This is a genomic window from Kitasatospora sp. NPDC051914, from assembly GCF_040680995.1.
Classification (GTDB): domain Bacteria; phylum Actinomycetota; class Actinomycetes; order Streptomycetales; family Streptomycetaceae; genus Kitasatospora.
Genome location: NZ_JBFAXX010000111.1, coordinates 1 through 14,098, shown reverse-complemented (window position 1 = coordinate 14,098; position 14,098 = coordinate 1). Strand labels below are relative to the sequence as shown.

Sequence of the window (14,098 nt, the reverse complement as noted above, 5' to 3'; positions counted from 1 at the left end):
GCTCCAGCCGCTCCCACTGGCTGTTCGTCAGATCACCACGTCCCACAGACCGTGATCATCTACGACCTTGATCCACTTTCGCAACAGGCCCTAGTAGGGCTTGGTCAGGTTCGTATGGGTGTGGGTATGTTGCGGTGGCAGGTCGGGCAGCGGCCGGCCCAGGTGGCGAGGACCAACTGCAGGTCGCGGACGACCTGGTAGAGGCTCAGGCCGGCGCCGTTCCTTTTGGGGCCCGGGCCAGCCTCCGCAGGGTGCAGAAGGCGTGGGCGAGGGCGACGAGGGTGACGTGGTGGTGCCAGCCGGTGTAGGTGCGGCCCTCGAAGTGGGCGAGTCCCAGGGCCTGCTTCATCTCGCGGTAGTCGTGTTCGATGCGCCAGCGGAGCTTGGCCAGGCGGACCAGGGTGGTCAGCGGGGTGTCGGCGGGCAGGTCGGAGAGCCAGAACTGCACCGGCTCGGGCGCTTTGGCCGGCCATTCGGCCAGCAGCCAGCACTCGGGCAGCTCGACGCCGTCGGTGGCGTCGCGGATCTCGCGTCCGGCGGGGCGGATCCGTAGTGCGACGAACCGCGAGTACATGCGCTTGAACCCGGTGCGGCTCTTGCCCGGGCGGGTGCCCTCGCGCCAGGACACCGGCCTGACCGCGGTCCGCCCCGCCTCCACCGCCAGGGCCTTCACGCTCTTCGCCGGCTCGGGGTAGCGGGCGACCGGCGGGCGGCCGGTTCCGCTGTAGGGCGGGGTGACCGGCCGCGCGGAGCTGGGCTGGGCGCTGAGGGTGGTGGAGATCCCCACGACGTAGTTCAGCCCGCGCTCGTTCAGGCCCAGCCGAAACGCCACCGCGTCGCCGTAGCCGGCGTCCGCCACGACGAGCGGGACGTGCACGCCCCAGGAACGGGTCTCGTCGACCATGTCCAGGGCGAGTTGCCACTTCTCCACATGCCCCAGGTCTGTGGGGATCTGGCAGCGCTCGCGGCGGGCGACTTTCGCCGGCTCGGCCTTCTCGGAGACCGGGTCCCAGGACTTGGGGAGGAACAGTCGCCAGTCGACGGCGGTGGAGGCGTGGTCGCAGGCCAGGTGCAGCGAGACCCCGACTTGGCAGTTGGTGACCTTGCCGGCGGTGCCGGTGTACTGCCTCGACACGCACGCGGAGGCATCGCCGTCCTTGAGAAAGCCGGTGTCATCGACGATCAGTGCCGTCGGTTTCACCTCGGTCTGCATCCGCCACGCCAGCCGGGCCCGCACATGCGCCGGGTCCCACGGACTGGAGGTCACGAAGTGCGCGAGCGCCTGCCGGTTGCCGTCCTCACCCAGGCGCGCGGCCATCGGCTCCACCGACTTGCGCCCGCCGTCCAGCAGCAGTCCGCGCACATAGACCTGTCCCCAACGGCGCTGATCGTTGCGGGTGAATGCCTCGAACATCTCCGCCGCGAACGCCTCCAGATCCTCCCGGACCTCAGCCATCTCCCCAGGTGTCACACACCCTCAACGCCACAACCCGCCAATAGACACGCCCAACCACAGCGAACCTGACCAAGCCCTACTAGTAGGGCTTGGTCAGGTTCGTATGGGTGTGGGTATGTTGCGGTGGCAGGTCGGGCAGCGGCCGGCCCAGGTGGCGAGGACCAACTGCAGGTCGCGGACGACCTGGTAGAGGCTCAGGCCGGCGCCGTTCCTTTTGGGGCCCGGGCCAGCCTCCGCAGGGTGCAGAAGGCGTGGGCGAGGGCGACGAGGGTGACGTGGTGGTGCCAGCCGGTGTAGGTGCGGCCCTCGAAGTGGGCGAGTCCCAGGGCCTGCTTCATCTCGCGGTAGTCGTGTTCGATGCGCCAGCGGAGCTTGGCCAGGCGGACCAGGGTGGTCAGCGGGGAGTCGGCGGGCAGGTCGGAGAGCCAGAACTGCACCGGCTCGGGCGCTTTGGCCGGCCATTCGGCCAGCAGCCAGCACTCGGGCAGCTCGACGCCGTCGGTGGCGTCGCGGATCTCGCGTCCGGCGGGGCGGATCCGTAGTGCGACGAACCGCGAGTACATGCGCTTGAACCCGGTGCGGCTCTTGCCCGGGCGGGTGCCCTCGCGCCAGGACACCGGCCTGACCGCGGTCCGCCCCGCCTCCACCGCCAGGGCCTTCACGCTCTTCGCCGGCTCGGGGTAGCGGGCGACCGGCGGGCGGCCGGTTCCGCTGTAGGGCGGGGTGACCGGCCGCGCGGAGCTGGGCTGGGCGCTGAGGGTGGTGGAGATCCCCACGACGTAGTTCAGCCCGCGCTCGTTCAGGCCCAGCCGAAACGCCACCGCGTCGCCGTAGCCGGCGTCCGCCACGACGAGCGGGACGTGCACGCCCCAGGAACGGGTCTCGTCGACCATGTCCAGGGCGAGTTGCCACTTCTCCACATGCCCCAGGTCTGTGGGGATCTGGCAGCGCTCGCGGCGGGCGACTTTCGCCGGCTCGGCCTTCTCGGAGACCGGGTCCCAGGACTTGGGGAGGAACAGTCGCCAGTCGACGGCGGTGGAGGCGTGGTCGCAGGCCAGGTGCAGCGAGACCCCGACTTGGCAGTTGGTGACCTTGCCGGCGGTGCCGGTGTACTGCCTCGACACGCACGCGGAGGCATCGCCGTCCTTGAGAAAGCCGGTGTCATCGACGATCAGTGCCGTCGGTTTCACCTCGGTCTGCATCCGCCTCGCCAGCCGGGCCCGCACATGCGCCGGGTCCCACGGACTGGAGGTCACGAAGTGCGCGAGCGCCTGCCGGTTGCCGTCCTCACCCAGGCGCGCGGCCATCGGCTCCACCGACTTGCGCCCGCCGTCCAGCAGCAGTCCGCGCACATAGACCTGTCCCCAACGGCGCTGATCGTTGCGGGTGAATGCCTCGAACATCTCCGCCGCGAACGCCTCCAGATCCTCCCGGACCTCAGCCATCTCCCCAGGTGTCACACACCCTCAACGCCACAACCCGCCAATAGACACGCCCAACCACAGCGAACCTGACCAAGCCCTACTAGTGCCGCGTCAGGCAACGTTTGCCCCGTGGCTGAGATCTTGCTCTTTAAAGGCAGCGCCTTGTGCTGGGAACAGCTCAGTCGAAGTCGCTGGCCGCGGTGAGGCCCTCAATGAAGGACTGGAAGTCCGGGGCGAGGGGCAGTTCCGTTTGGAGTTCGGCGTCGAACCAGGCCACGGAGGGCTCTCCGTGTTGGCCGCAGGCCCTGTAGTCGAGCCCGATCCAACACGGCGGGCTACCCGAAACCAGTACCACCGCGGTGGGAAGTTTCCACTCCTCGACGAGGTAGGGACTGTCGAGGATCGAGAGGGTCTGCTCGCGGTGGCCGATGCCCATCACAAAGTCGAACGGAACGTGGTCCGCACTCCAGGAGGTCGGCTGGGTCGTGGGGAAGGCATCCCAGGTGTCCGCAACCACCCCTCCGTTCTGGTGGCATAGCAGGTCGAGCAGGGAACTGGGGAGCGTGACGTTCAGCAGGTGCTGGGCATCCACGATCGCCTGGTCTGTCAGGGCCAGCTGGGTTACATGCGCGCTACTGGTATCCCACAGGGAGCGCTGAAGATCCTCAAGGCGTGCCATGGCCAGCATCGTAGGTGCGACGTTGCGTGGTTGGCTTCCTGGCCGGGTAGGGGCGGCCAGAATGCTGGCGTGGCTGAACGCGTGCAGGTCCGTGAGATCGATGACGACGAAGGCAGACGGCTGCTGCGGATCGTCCGCAGGGGCACCGGGTCGGTGGTGACCTGGCGGCGGGCCCAGGTGGTGCTGCTCTCCGCCCAGAGCATGCCCGTGGCGAAGATCGCCGAGGTCACGTTCACCAGCGCGGACCGGGTCCGCGACGTGATCCACAACTTCAACACCGACGGCTTCGACTCGCTCTATCCGAAGTACCGGGGTGGACGGCCGAGGACGTTCACACTGCCTGAGCGGCGCGAGATCAAGAAGATCGCCAAGTCCAGGCCGGCCGAGCACGGCCTGCCCTTCTCGACCTGGAGCCTGACCAAGCTGGCCGATTTCCTGGTCGCCGAGGGGGTGGTCGACGACATCAGCCACGAGGGCCTCCGGGTCATGCTCCGCGAGGAGGGCGTCTCCTTTCAACGCGTGAAGACCTGGAAGACCTCCCGCGACCCCGACTACGCGGCCAAGAAAGCCCGCGTGGAACACCTCTACGCGATCGCCGATGGCGAGGTCATACCCGAGGAGGGCGAGCCCGAAGTCGTTTTCTGCCTGGACGAGTTCGGGCCGCTCAACCTCCAGCCCCACCCCGGCCGGCAGTGGGCCGAGCGCGGCGGCCGGCACAAGGACCCCGAGCGCGAGCCCCGGCTCCGCCGACGGGCGACCTACACCCGCCCGCACGGCGTGAGGCACCTGTTCGCCGCCTACGACCTCGGCAAGGACCAGCTCTACGGGCACATCAAGAAGACCAAGAACCGCTCCAAGTTCCTGGAGTTCTGCCGCTACCTGCGCTCGCTGCACCCGGCCGACGTGCGCATCGCGATCGTGGTCGACAACTACTCGCCACACCTGACCACGAAGCGGTGCCAGCGGGTCGGAACATGGGCGGCGGCGAACAACGTGGAGATCGCCTACACCCCGACCAACAGTTCATGGCTCAACCGGATCGAGGCCCAGTTCACCGCCCTGCTGTCGGGGTACGAGCTCATCTGCTCAGCCACGTACGAGTGAACGTGCTCAGGTCTTTGGTGTGTCGTGAGGTGGTGATTGGCACTCTTTCGCGTGTCCTGCTGGGCGTGTGAAAGGCGGCTGAGGGTGGTCTTGGACCCGCAACGCTGGTTGGAGCTCCGGCGTTTTCGCGCTCTGCATCAGTCGGGTGCGATGACCGTTTCGGAGATCGCCCGTGAGACCGGGCTGAACCGCCGGACCGTCCGCAAGTACCTCTCCGAGCAGGCACCGCCCGTTCCGCCGAGGGCGAGTACGCGTCGGGGCACTCGCCGGCAGGTGGTGGAGGCGGTGGCCCCGTTGATCGACGCCATGCTGCGGGCCGAGATCCTGATCAAGGGCACGGTGGTCCACGAGCGCCTCGTCAAGGACTACGGCTTCACGGGCAACTACCAGCGGATCAAGCTCTACCTACAGGAGGCCCGTCCCAGGATCGCCGCCGAGCTGGGCATCGGCCCGGGCGAACTCGCCGGCCTGCACCGCCGGTTCGAAGTGGTCCCCGGCGCCCAGGCCCAGGTCGACTGGGGCGACGAGGGACGGATCCTGGCCCACATGGGCATCCCGAAGGTCTACTCCTTCCACATGGTGCTGTCCTACTCGCGGGACCCGTTCTGCTGCTTCACCACCAGCCTGGACATCGCGACGTTCTTCGACTGCCACCGCCGGGCCTTCGCCCACTTCGGCGGCGTCCCCGGAGCGATCGTCTACGACCGGACCAAGACCGTGGTCCGCCGGCACGTCGCCCCGGGCGAGGCGGTGCCGCTGCACCCGGAGGCGGTCGCGTTCGCCGGGCACTACGACTTCGACATCGACGTGCTGGCCGCCTACCGGCCGATGGCCAAGGGCCGCGTCGAGCGCCAGGTCGCCATCGTCCGCGACCACGTTCTGGCCGGCTGCGCGTTCTCCTCCGTCGAGGAACTCGATGCGGCGTTCACCGCGTGGGTGCCGATGCGCCGCTCGCGCACCCACCGCACCCACGGCGAGGTGATCGGACTCCGCGCGGTCCGGGACCACCTGGCCCTGCGACCGCTGCCGCCCACCCCCTACATCGTCACCAAACGGCACCTGCGGCCCGTCGGCAAAGACTGCCTGATCGCGTTCGACGCCAACCTGTACTCGGTGCCCGCCCGCAAGGTCCGCCACCACCAGCTCGTCGAGATCCGCGCCTCGGCGGCCACCGTCGCCCTGCACGCCACCGTCCCCGACAGCGACGGCAACACGCTGCTGGCCACCCATCCGCGAGCGGTCGGCCGCGGTGCCCGGATCGTCGACGAGGCGCACTGGGACGGCCTGCCCGACGGCCACACCCGCCGGACCACCACCGGCGATCCGGTCCTGGTCCGCCCCAGGCAGGAAACCGTGCCGGAGAAGGAGGCCGGTCCGCTACGGACCTTGCTGAGTCGCGCCGCCGTCGCCCAGGTCGAGGTCAGCCGCCGGCCGCTGTCGGTCTATGACCAGCTCACCGGCACCCGCCCCTTCACCAGTGCCATCCCCCAGACACCGGAGGACTCCCGTTGAACGAGCTGGTCACCAAGCGCATCCGCACCACCGCCGCCAAGCTCGGCCTGCCCCACCTCGCCACGGAGCTGGACTCCTTCGCCCGCCGGGCCGACGCCACCACGCTCGGATACCTCGACTTCCTCGACCTCGTACTCGGCGAGGAGCTCGCCGTCCGCGACGAACGCCGCTTCCGTCAAGGGCTACGGCTGTCCAAGCTGCCGCACCACAAGACAATCGACGACTACGACTTCGCCTTCCAGCCCGAACTCGACCCGCGCAAGGTCAAGGACCTGGCCACCCTGTCGTTCGTCGAGGCCAAGGCGAACGCGGCCCTGCTCGGCCCGCCCGGTGTCGGCAAGACTCATATCGCCGTCGCGCTGGCGGTAGCCGCCTGCCGGGCCGGGTTCTCCGTCTACTTCACCACCCTCGACGACATGGTCCGCCAGCTGAAGACCGCCGATGCGATCGGCAACCTGGCCCGCAAGATGCACACCTACCTGCGGCCTGGCGTCCTGGTGGTTGATGAGGTCGGCTACCAGCCCCTGGAACGCGCCGAGGCGAACCTGGTGTTCCAGGTGGTCTCCAAGCGCTACGAGAAGGGCTCGATCATCCTGACCTCGAACAAGACCTTCAGCGAGTGGGGACAGGTGTTCGGCGACGAGGTTCTGGCCACCGCGATCCTCGACCGGCTCCTCCACCACTGCGACGTCATCTCGATCAACGGCCCGAGCTACCGGCTGAAGAACCGGCTCGCCGCCATCGAGGGCGAAGCCGAAGTCGCGTGACAGCCGGCCCCGGGGCCGCCTGCATAAATCCCGCTCGGCGCACTTCTCGCACCGCTATCCTCCCCGGATGCCTCTCCGCCAGTACGCCTACTTCGCGTTGTTCAGCCAGCACATCTCCGCCGACGAAATGACCTCGCAACTGGGCATCACCCCTGACAAGGTGTCCGTCCGCGGCAGCCGCTTCACCGAGCCGAAGGCGATTCCCGTCCACCACAGCTGGGAGGTCGTCTGCCGGCAGCCCGACCTGCGCGTCGACGAACAGATCGCCCGCATCCTCGACAGGCTCCGCCCTCACACGGCCCGCATAGCCGAGCTCGTGGGCCAACTGGCCGCCGAGGGTGGCGGGGCAGTCCTGCAGGTCGTGCGCTACTTCAACGACACCGACCACGACGAATCGCCCAGCCACCCGGACGCTCCCGACGCCCCGAACCTCTTCGGCTGGCATCTCGACCGCGATGTCCTGGACTTCCTGGCCGCAGTCGACGCCGAGCTCGACGTGGACGAGTACGACTTGAGCCCAGGCGAGGACACCATCTGAGCACGCGACTTCGTACTTACCTGGGCACAGGAGTCAGTACCCCGACACCTGCGCTACTTCGCCCTCGACGGCACCGACCACGCCAGTCACAAGGAACAGGGCAGCATGATCCGCCGCTACATCATCTGGCGGAACAAGCACGCCGCCGACGACCGCCTACGCGCAGTCGTCACCAGGGCGAACGTTGCCTGATGCGGCACTAGCTGCGCGACCACCCCGAAGTGCGGACGATCTGCCGCGACCGCGCCTGATCCTTCCGCGACGGTGCCCGAACGGGTGCGCCGCAGGCCCAACAGGTCGCCGACGCCTGGCACCTGCTGCACAACCTCGCCGAGGCCGTCGAGCGCGTCGTCGGCCGCCACCGCGCCGACCTGCGCGAACCCCTCGACCTCGGAGAAGATCAGGGTGCCATGCCCCGTTCCGGGGCTGCCGGCCCGAACGAGCTGGACGTCCACGGCAGACCGCGTCCCCTGGTCGCCCGCACTCGCGAGCGTCACCAGCAGATCCACGAACGCATCGAACGCAGCGACAGCCTGCGTGCCATCGCCCGTGAACTCCGCCTCAGCCGCGGCACCGTCCTGCGTTTCGCCCGAGCCGCCGACGTGGAGCAACTCCTTGTCGCGGCGACCCACCGCCCCAGCGTGATCGACGACTACCGGCGCTACTTCAGTTGCTCTGGACATGGTCGACGAGACCCGTTCCTGGGGCATCGACGTGCCACTCGCGATCGCCGACGCCGGATACGGCGACACCACGGCGTTCCGCCTCGGCCTCCAGGAGCGGGGCCTGCACTACGTCGTGGGCATCTCCACCACCCTGTCCGCGCACCCCGGCGAGGCTCGGCCCGCTACCCCGCCCTACGGCGGACGGGGCCGCCCGCCGGTGGCGAAGTATTCCGACAAGCCACGCAGTGTGAAGGAACTCGCCGTCACCGCCGGGCGCAGGGCCGCCAAGCCGGTCTCCTGGCGCGAGGGCTCGCGTCCCGGGAAGGGGAAGGGCGGTCTCAAGCGGATGCACTCGCGCTTCCTCGCGCTGCGGATCCGTCCCGCCGGCCGCGAGATCCGCGAGGTCACCGTGGGTGCCGAACTTCCGGAGTGCTGGCTGCTGGCCGAATGGCCGGCCAGGGAGAGCGAGCCGGTCCAGTACTGGCTCTCCGACCTGCCGGCCGACACCCCGCTCACCACCCTGGTGCGACTCGCCAAACTGCGATGGCGAGTTGAGCACGACTACCGTGAGATGAAACAGGCCCTCGGGCTGGCCCACTTCGAGGGTCGCACCTTCACCGGCTGGCACCACCACGTCACCCTGGTCTCCCTCGCCCACGCGTTCTGCACCCTGCGCAGACTGGCGACCGCCCCAAAAGAAACGGCGCCGGCCTGAGTCTCTACCAGGTCGTCCGCGAGCTGCAGACCCTCCTCGCCACCTGGGCCGGCGCCTGCCCCACCTGCCACCGCGACATACCCGCAGCACTGCAGACCTGGCCAAGCCCTACTGTACGGACGGTCGGAAATGACCGTCCTGCTCAGCCGCACGGACACGGTTCTGACTCTGCGCGTCATCGACTTCGGGGATTGCCGTCCCACTGCCGGCCGTGCCCATCCCGGAGGCCAGGAGAGGGGGCGCGGGATGGACATCGTGGACTCCGTCGCCGACGCATGGGAGGTCACCCCGACCGACCACGGCTGGCGAGCGGCGGCATCTTTCCGAGTGGCGTCGCCCTGTCGCCGCACCCGCAGCGCCTGATTGCGCAGCCGCCTGAGCCCCTGTCCGAGAGAAACGTCGAATCGGAATCGGGCTCGGTGACCGTCACGTTCAGCGCGACCGCCTTCACACCGGCCGGCACACCACCGCGTCCGTCGCGAGCTTCGGCGTCACGTTCGTCGACATCGGCGGCTTCACCGCGGTGATCAACCTTCCCGAGCTGTCCTGGCGCTCCATCAGCCAGCCCTTCGATGTGTCGCGGTCGGCCAGCAGGTCGTGGCGGACAGGGCGCACTCCTCGCGGAAGATCCGCCGCCTGCTGCGTCAGCGGAAGATCAGGACGACGATCCCCGGACGGCGCGACCAGATCGCCAATCGGGCTCGCCGGGGTGCCCAAGGCGGCAGCCACCAGTGTTCGACGCGCAGGCCTATCGAGGCCGGGGTCGAACGGTGCTTCGCGCGGTTGAAGCAGTTCCGGCCGTCGCCACCCGGTTCGACAAGCTGGCCGCCCGGCTACCGTGCCGGCGTGCTGATCGGCGTCGCTGTGCTGTGGCTGCGGGACATCACGGCTTGAGCCGACGGTCGAGAGCGGCCGAGTCCGCTACTTGACCAGGTGGAAGTCCGATGCCGCAGCCAGGCGGCCAGGAACTCCACGGCACCGACAATCTGGAGCACGTCGTCGGTGGTGAGCGGGGCAGCCCGCCCGTGTCGCCGCGGGTTGCGGTGCCGAGCCCTTCGGGCGTCGTGTGCGGATCAGCGGTGGTCTGTGCCGGACGTTCACGGGCTCGAGCGGCGCGGCGCGGTGGGTTTCGTTCTCATGGCCTCGGACTGCTCTCTGGTCTTGCGGCGCGGGCGTAGCGGGCGGCGAGGTCTGCGAAGGCGGTGGCCAGTTGGGGCGGGCCGACACCGAACCCGAGTGGGTGGCGACCTGGACCGACGACGACCGCCTGCAGGTCTGCGGGCCGACGCTGCTGTCGGGCTACCTGCGCGGCGGCGGGTCGAGCCGGCCCCTTGGCCGAGCGGAACGCCCGGGCGTCCCGCTCGGCGCGGCATCAGCGTTGGTGAAGGCTGAGGTCGTTGCGGGCGAGTTTGACGGCGGCGAGCACGGCGATGACGACCGTGCCGAACAGGTTGATCGTGAACAGCGTTTCGTGTAGGGCGTGCACGCTCCACACCGCGCCGGCCGCGTCGGTCACCGTGGTGTGCGGCGCGGTGACGAAGGCGGGGAGGGAGGCCATGCCCAGCATGAAGTACAGGATCACCGCATGGCCCAGGGGTTCGCGTTGCTGGCGCGGCCCGGCAGACGGCCGGCCGCGGGTGGCCAGGACCAGGGCGAAGATCTGGAAGAAGACGTAGCTGACGAACCACCAGCCGAGGTAGTTGGTCCAGGGCACGCCGAACACCCCGCCGCCGTGCTCCCACACCCAGGTCTTGCCGATGGTGGACGCGGCGGGGTCGACACCGAGATCCCACATGGTCATCAGGGCGGCGGCCATGGCGGGCAGGGCCACCAGGTTGATCCGGCGGGCGGGGTCGCCGCGGTCGGCCAGCCGCAGGTCGGCACCGTCGAGCAGGGCGCTGGCGGTCAGCCAGGAGATCAGGCCGAGCACGCAGTAGTACACGGCGATCATGACGGGGAAGTGCCAGATGCGCGGGCTGTCGCCAGGGTAGTGGTAGTGGCCGAACGGGAATCCGGTGACGATGCTCATGTTCTCGAACACGTTGCTGACGATGAAGGTCGCCGCCAGGTAGACGGCCAGCAGCCGCCATCCGTACCGGCGTCCGACCAGGATCAGCATGACCGGGATCGCGCCGATCACGACGACCAGCGAGATGGGGTTGCTGGGGAACAGTGCGGTGGCGGCGGCCACCGTGATCACGATCCCCAGCAGGAGCCTGGCCACCAGGACGCTGCGGTCACCCGACCGGGCGGGGTGTGGATCGCCCTGGCGGGCGGTGCGTTTCGACGGTGAGACGACGGTCATGCTGGTTCCTACTCTCGCTGGTGTTGGTGGACGGGGCCTTGGAGTCAGGCCGGAATTCCTAGTGGTGCACGGGCCGGCTGGCTCTCGACGCCTTGCGGGGTGAGCCGTCGCGGCACGTTGCCGATGCCTCCGTTGTTGATCAGCGCATTGACGGTGACGGTGTCGGTACGCAGGCCCTCGGCGAACGCGTGCACGGTGTCGAGGTCGAGCAGGTCCAGGCGGCGGACCTGGAGGTCGGCTGTCGGGTGGTCAGCGATCAGCTGCTCACGGACGTGGCCGCCCTTGGCGGTGTCGCGGACCGCCATGATGACGCGGCCGCCGTTTGCGGCGAGGTGGCGGGTGATCGCCACGCCGAGGCCGCTGCTGGCGCCGGTGACGACGAAGGTGCGGCCGGCCTGGTCGTTGAGAGGTCGCCGAGGGTCCAGTCGGCGTGATCCACGGGTTCTCCCGGCGCTAAGCGGATTACTTATCCTATTAAACAACCCCGGAGCGGATTGTCAATCCGGTTAGGTGGAGTGGTGGGGTGACTCCGCCGCTTCGCGCCGACGCCGCCCGCGACCGTGACCAGCCGCTGGCCACGGCCCGCCTGGCGAGGGCCGAAGGCGACCTGGCCCTGCGGCTCAACGACCTCGCACGCCGGGCGCGGATGGGCGTCGGGGCGGTCTACCGCACTTCCCGACCCGCCGGGCTCTCATCGAGGCACTCGCCGATGCCGACTTCACCACGCTGATCGAGGACGCTCGCCATGCAAGTCGGCACGATGACGCCCGGACCGCAGTCCAGGCCCTCCTGCGCGCCCTACTGGCCGCAGCGCCGCCGACCTGCAGGCCAAGTCCCGCCACCGGCGCCTGTCCACCCTTGGCATCTACGTCCGGCTCGGCGAGGAAACCTCCGCCCGCATCACCGCTTGAGAACGACGAGCACCACCGCCGGCATCGGCGCTGACCTCGCGTCCCACGTACCGGGATCACGGAAAGCGGCGCCGCCCCGCGAGACGACCGTCGCTGCGGCAGCGCCGCACCCGCGCTCCTTGAGGGTTCCGGGTCTGGTGCTTGCGGGGGCTTCGTCGCGGCTGGCATGGCCCCATCTGCCACCACAAGCGGATGAGTCATCCGTATGTGCTATCGTTGCCATTAAGCGGATGACCTATCCGAATTATCGGGCTGGAGGAACGCATGGGAAAGACAGCTGTGGTCACGGCCGGGACCGCCGGCATCGGCTTGGAGACGGCCCTGGGACTGGCCGCCGCCGGGTACGCGGTCACCGTGGTCGGCCGCAACCCCGATCGGGGCGCCCGGGCGGTCGAGCGGATCAACGCGGTGAACCCGGCTCGCCCCGGCCGGTTCCTGCCCGCCGACCTCGGCTCGCTCGACGGCGTGCGCGCGCTCGCCGGCCGGATAGCCGACGACCACGCCGCATCCGGCGAACCGCTGACCGTGCTGGTGAACAACGTCGGGGCGATGTTCGCGGATCGACAGGAACTGAACGGCGTGGAGGCATCGTTCGTCGTCAACCACCTTTCGCCGTACCTGCTGACGGAACTGCTGCTGCCCACGCTCACGGCCGGTGCGCCGAGCAGGATCGTGAACGTGACCTCGGCCGCGGTCGGTTTCGCCAAGCGGGCGTTCGACACCGTCGAACCGCCCGGCGGCTACTACGGCTTCCACTGGTACGGCCGCGCCAAGCTCGCCAACCTCGCCTACACGCTCGACCTGGCGGCCCGCCTCGACGGCACGGCCGTCTCGGTCTTCGCCGCCGACCCCGGAGGCGCCGCGACCGACATGACCAACGGCACCATGACCGACCCGAAGATCGTCTCACCGCCGCTGCGGCTGCTGTGGCCGCTGCTGCGCCGCACGTTCGAACGCTCCACCGCGGGCCCGGCATCCGAGGCCGCCAAGTCCTCCATCACCGCCGCCACCGACGAGTCCCTGACAGGCCGGACCGGCATCGTCCTCGGCGCCAAGGCGCAGCCGATCTCCCCGCACCGGGCGGCCACCGACCGCCGCATCGCCGATGCCGTGCGCCGACTCAGCCGGCAGCACGCGCCCCTCGTGGCGCCCTGACCCGCCAGGCCCGGCATGGCCCGGCACGGCGTGGCCTGGCGCGGCGGGGCCATTCGGATGAGCCATCCGATTAGCATGTCCCCATGACGACGACACCACTGCGCAAGGACGCGGCCCGCAACCGGGACCGGATCGTGGCCGTCGCCCGCGAACTGGTCGACCAGGGCGCGCCGTTGCAGCTCAACGACGTCGCCCGCCGCACCGGCCTCGGAGTCGGCACCGTCTACCGCCACTTCGCCACGCCCGAGGCGCTCCTGGAGGCCGTCGCCACCCCCCGCCTGGAGGCCCTGACCGCCCACGGCAGGCAGGCGCTGGCCGACACCGACGCCTGGCGGGCGCTGGAGAGCTTCCTGACCCGCACCGTCGAGGCGCAGGTCACCGACGCCTCCCTGGCACCGGTCGCCGCCGCTTCCGTCGACGCCCTGCCGCGCACCACGCAACTCAAGGAGTCCCTGTGGTCGACAGGCACCACACTCCTCGACCGGGCCCGCGCGGCCGGGGCGGTCCGTCCCGACCTGGCCGCAGCCGATCTGGTCCCGCTCATGTGCGGCATCGCCCACGCCGTAGACGTACGCGGCGGCGCTCCCGCAGACCGGATCGACACCGCGCACCGCTACCTGGCCGCACTGCTCGGCGGCCTGCGAGCCACACCGACGACGGTGTGAGATCTCCCCTCTGCCGCAGGGCACACGTCCACGACCGTCCTCCCCCTGGGGAATCGTGAACGCAGGGGTGGGGAAGTCCGGGCTCTGGCGACGATCATGTGACGGGTGTTGGCGTGACGGGCATGCGGCGGATGATCATGTCCTGGGTGCGAATCACTGGGGCTTGGTCTCGAGGTTCTGTTCCCGCACTTCGAGCACGTCG

Annotated in this window: 11 protein-coding genes and 4 pseudogenes; 9 read left to right on the top strand and 6 right to left on the bottom strand. The window is 69.5% G+C overall.

The window, feature by feature from the left end:
* Positions 1-205 precede the first annotated feature (205 nt).
* The 3 genes from AB0M03_RS37955 to AB0M03_RS37945 all read right to left on the bottom strand — a co-directional run bounded on the left by AB0M03_RS37955 (position 206) and on the right by AB0M03_RS37945 (position 3,559).
* A complete protein-coding gene (locus AB0M03_RS37955; protein ID WP_363500810.1) occupies positions 206-1,456 on the bottom strand; it encodes an IS701 family transposase in 1,251 nt (416 codons plus the stop codon).
* Between the two features lie 194 nt (positions 1,457-1,650).
* Entirely contained in the window at positions 1,651-2,901 is a 1,251-nt protein-coding gene (locus AB0M03_RS37950) for an IS701 family transposase (protein WP_363500807.1), read from the bottom strand.
* A gap of 157 nt (positions 2,902-3,058) precedes the next feature.
* Positions 3,059-3,559 (bottom strand): SMI1/KNR4 family protein, encoded by a 501-nt coding sequence (locus AB0M03_RS37945; protein WP_363500804.1) that lies wholly within the window; start codon positions 3,557-3,559, stop codon positions 3,059-3,061.
* 69 nt (positions 3,560-3,628) lie between these two features.
* On the opposite strand from AB0M03_RS37945, the pseudogene AB0M03_RS37940 reads away from it, so the two are divergent.
* From AB0M03_RS37940 to AB0M03_RS37920, 5 genes and pseudogenes are all read left to right on the top strand, one after another.
* Positions 3,629-4,621 (top strand): annotated as a pseudogene (locus tag AB0M03_RS37940) (IS630 family transposase); the annotation flags it as partial.
* Between the two features lie 126 nt (positions 4,622-4,747).
* Positions 4,748-6,175, top strand: a complete 1,428-nt coding sequence (gene istA / locus AB0M03_RS37935) for an IS21 family transposase (RefSeq protein ID WP_363500801.1) — start codon at positions 4,748-4,750, stop codon at positions 6,173-6,175.
* Positions 6,172-6,942 carry an IS21-like element helper ATPase IstB gene (gene istB / locus AB0M03_RS37930; RefSeq protein WP_363500798.1) on the top strand — a complete coding sequence of 257 codons (771 nt, stop codon included), beginning with the start codon at positions 6,172-6,174 and terminating at the stop codon, positions 6,940-6,942. Before istA ends, istB begins: the two co-directional genes overlap by 4 nt.
* A 67-nt stretch (positions 6,943-7,009) precedes the next feature.
* The gene (locus AB0M03_RS37925) at positions 7,010-7,480 is read left to right on the top strand and encodes a DUF4279 domain-containing protein (protein ID WP_363500796.1); all 471 of its coding nucleotides are present in this window, start codon (positions 7,010-7,012) and stop codon (positions 7,478-7,480) included.
* Positions 7,461-7,672: pseudogene (locus AB0M03_RS37920) on the top strand (transposase); the annotation flags it as partial. The gene AB0M03_RS37925 and the pseudogene AB0M03_RS37920, both read left to right, overlap by 20 nt.
* On the opposite strand, the gene AB0M03_RS37915 reads toward AB0M03_RS37920, so the two are convergent.
* Positions 7,597-8,112: a hypothetical protein gene (locus tag AB0M03_RS37915; RefSeq protein ID WP_363500793.1), complete on the bottom strand. Its 516-nt coding sequence runs from the start codon at positions 8,110-8,112 to the stop codon at positions 7,597-7,599. The pseudogene AB0M03_RS37920 and the gene AB0M03_RS37915 sit on opposite strands and share 76 nt — an antisense overlap.
* Before the next feature lie 37 nt (positions 8,113-8,149).
* Here AB0M03_RS37915 and AB0M03_RS37910 point away from each other — a divergent pair.
* A pseudogene (locus AB0M03_RS37910) lies at positions 8,150-8,860 on the top strand (transposase); the annotation flags it as partial.
* A 594-nt stretch (positions 8,861-9,454) separates the two neighbouring features.
* Positions 9,455-9,754, top strand: a pseudogene (locus tag AB0M03_RS37905) (transposase); the annotation flags it as partial.
* Between the two features lie 478 nt (positions 9,755-10,232).
* Here the strand turns inward: AB0M03_RS37905 and AB0M03_RS37900 are convergent.
* Together AB0M03_RS37900 and AB0M03_RS37895 are read right to left on the bottom strand one after the other, a co-directional pair.
* Positions 10,233-11,165 (bottom strand): carotenoid biosynthesis protein, encoded by a 933-nt coding sequence (locus tag AB0M03_RS37900; protein ID WP_363500790.1) that lies wholly within the window; start codon positions 11,163-11,165, stop codon positions 10,233-10,235.
* 44 nt (positions 11,166-11,209) lie between these two features.
* A complete protein-coding gene (locus AB0M03_RS37895; RefSeq protein WP_363500787.1) occupies positions 11,210-11,647 on the bottom strand; it encodes an SDR family NAD(P)-dependent oxidoreductase in 438 nt (145 codons plus the stop codon).
* A 693-nt stretch (positions 11,648-12,340) separates the two neighbouring features.
* Here AB0M03_RS37895 and AB0M03_RS37890 point away from each other — a divergent pair.
* Both AB0M03_RS37890 and AB0M03_RS37885 read left to right on the top strand, forming a co-directional pair.
* Complete coding sequence (locus AB0M03_RS37890; protein WP_363500784.1) at positions 12,341-13,231, top strand: SDR family NAD(P)-dependent oxidoreductase; 891 nt, start codon at positions 12,341-12,343, stop codon at positions 13,229-13,231.
* Positions 13,232-13,314: 83 nt separating this feature from the next.
* Complete coding sequence (locus tag AB0M03_RS37885; RefSeq protein ID WP_363500781.1) at positions 13,315-13,896, top strand: TetR/AcrR family transcriptional regulator; 582 nt, start codon at positions 13,315-13,317, stop codon at positions 13,894-13,896.
* The last annotated feature ends 202 nt before the right edge of the window (positions 13,897-14,098 follow it).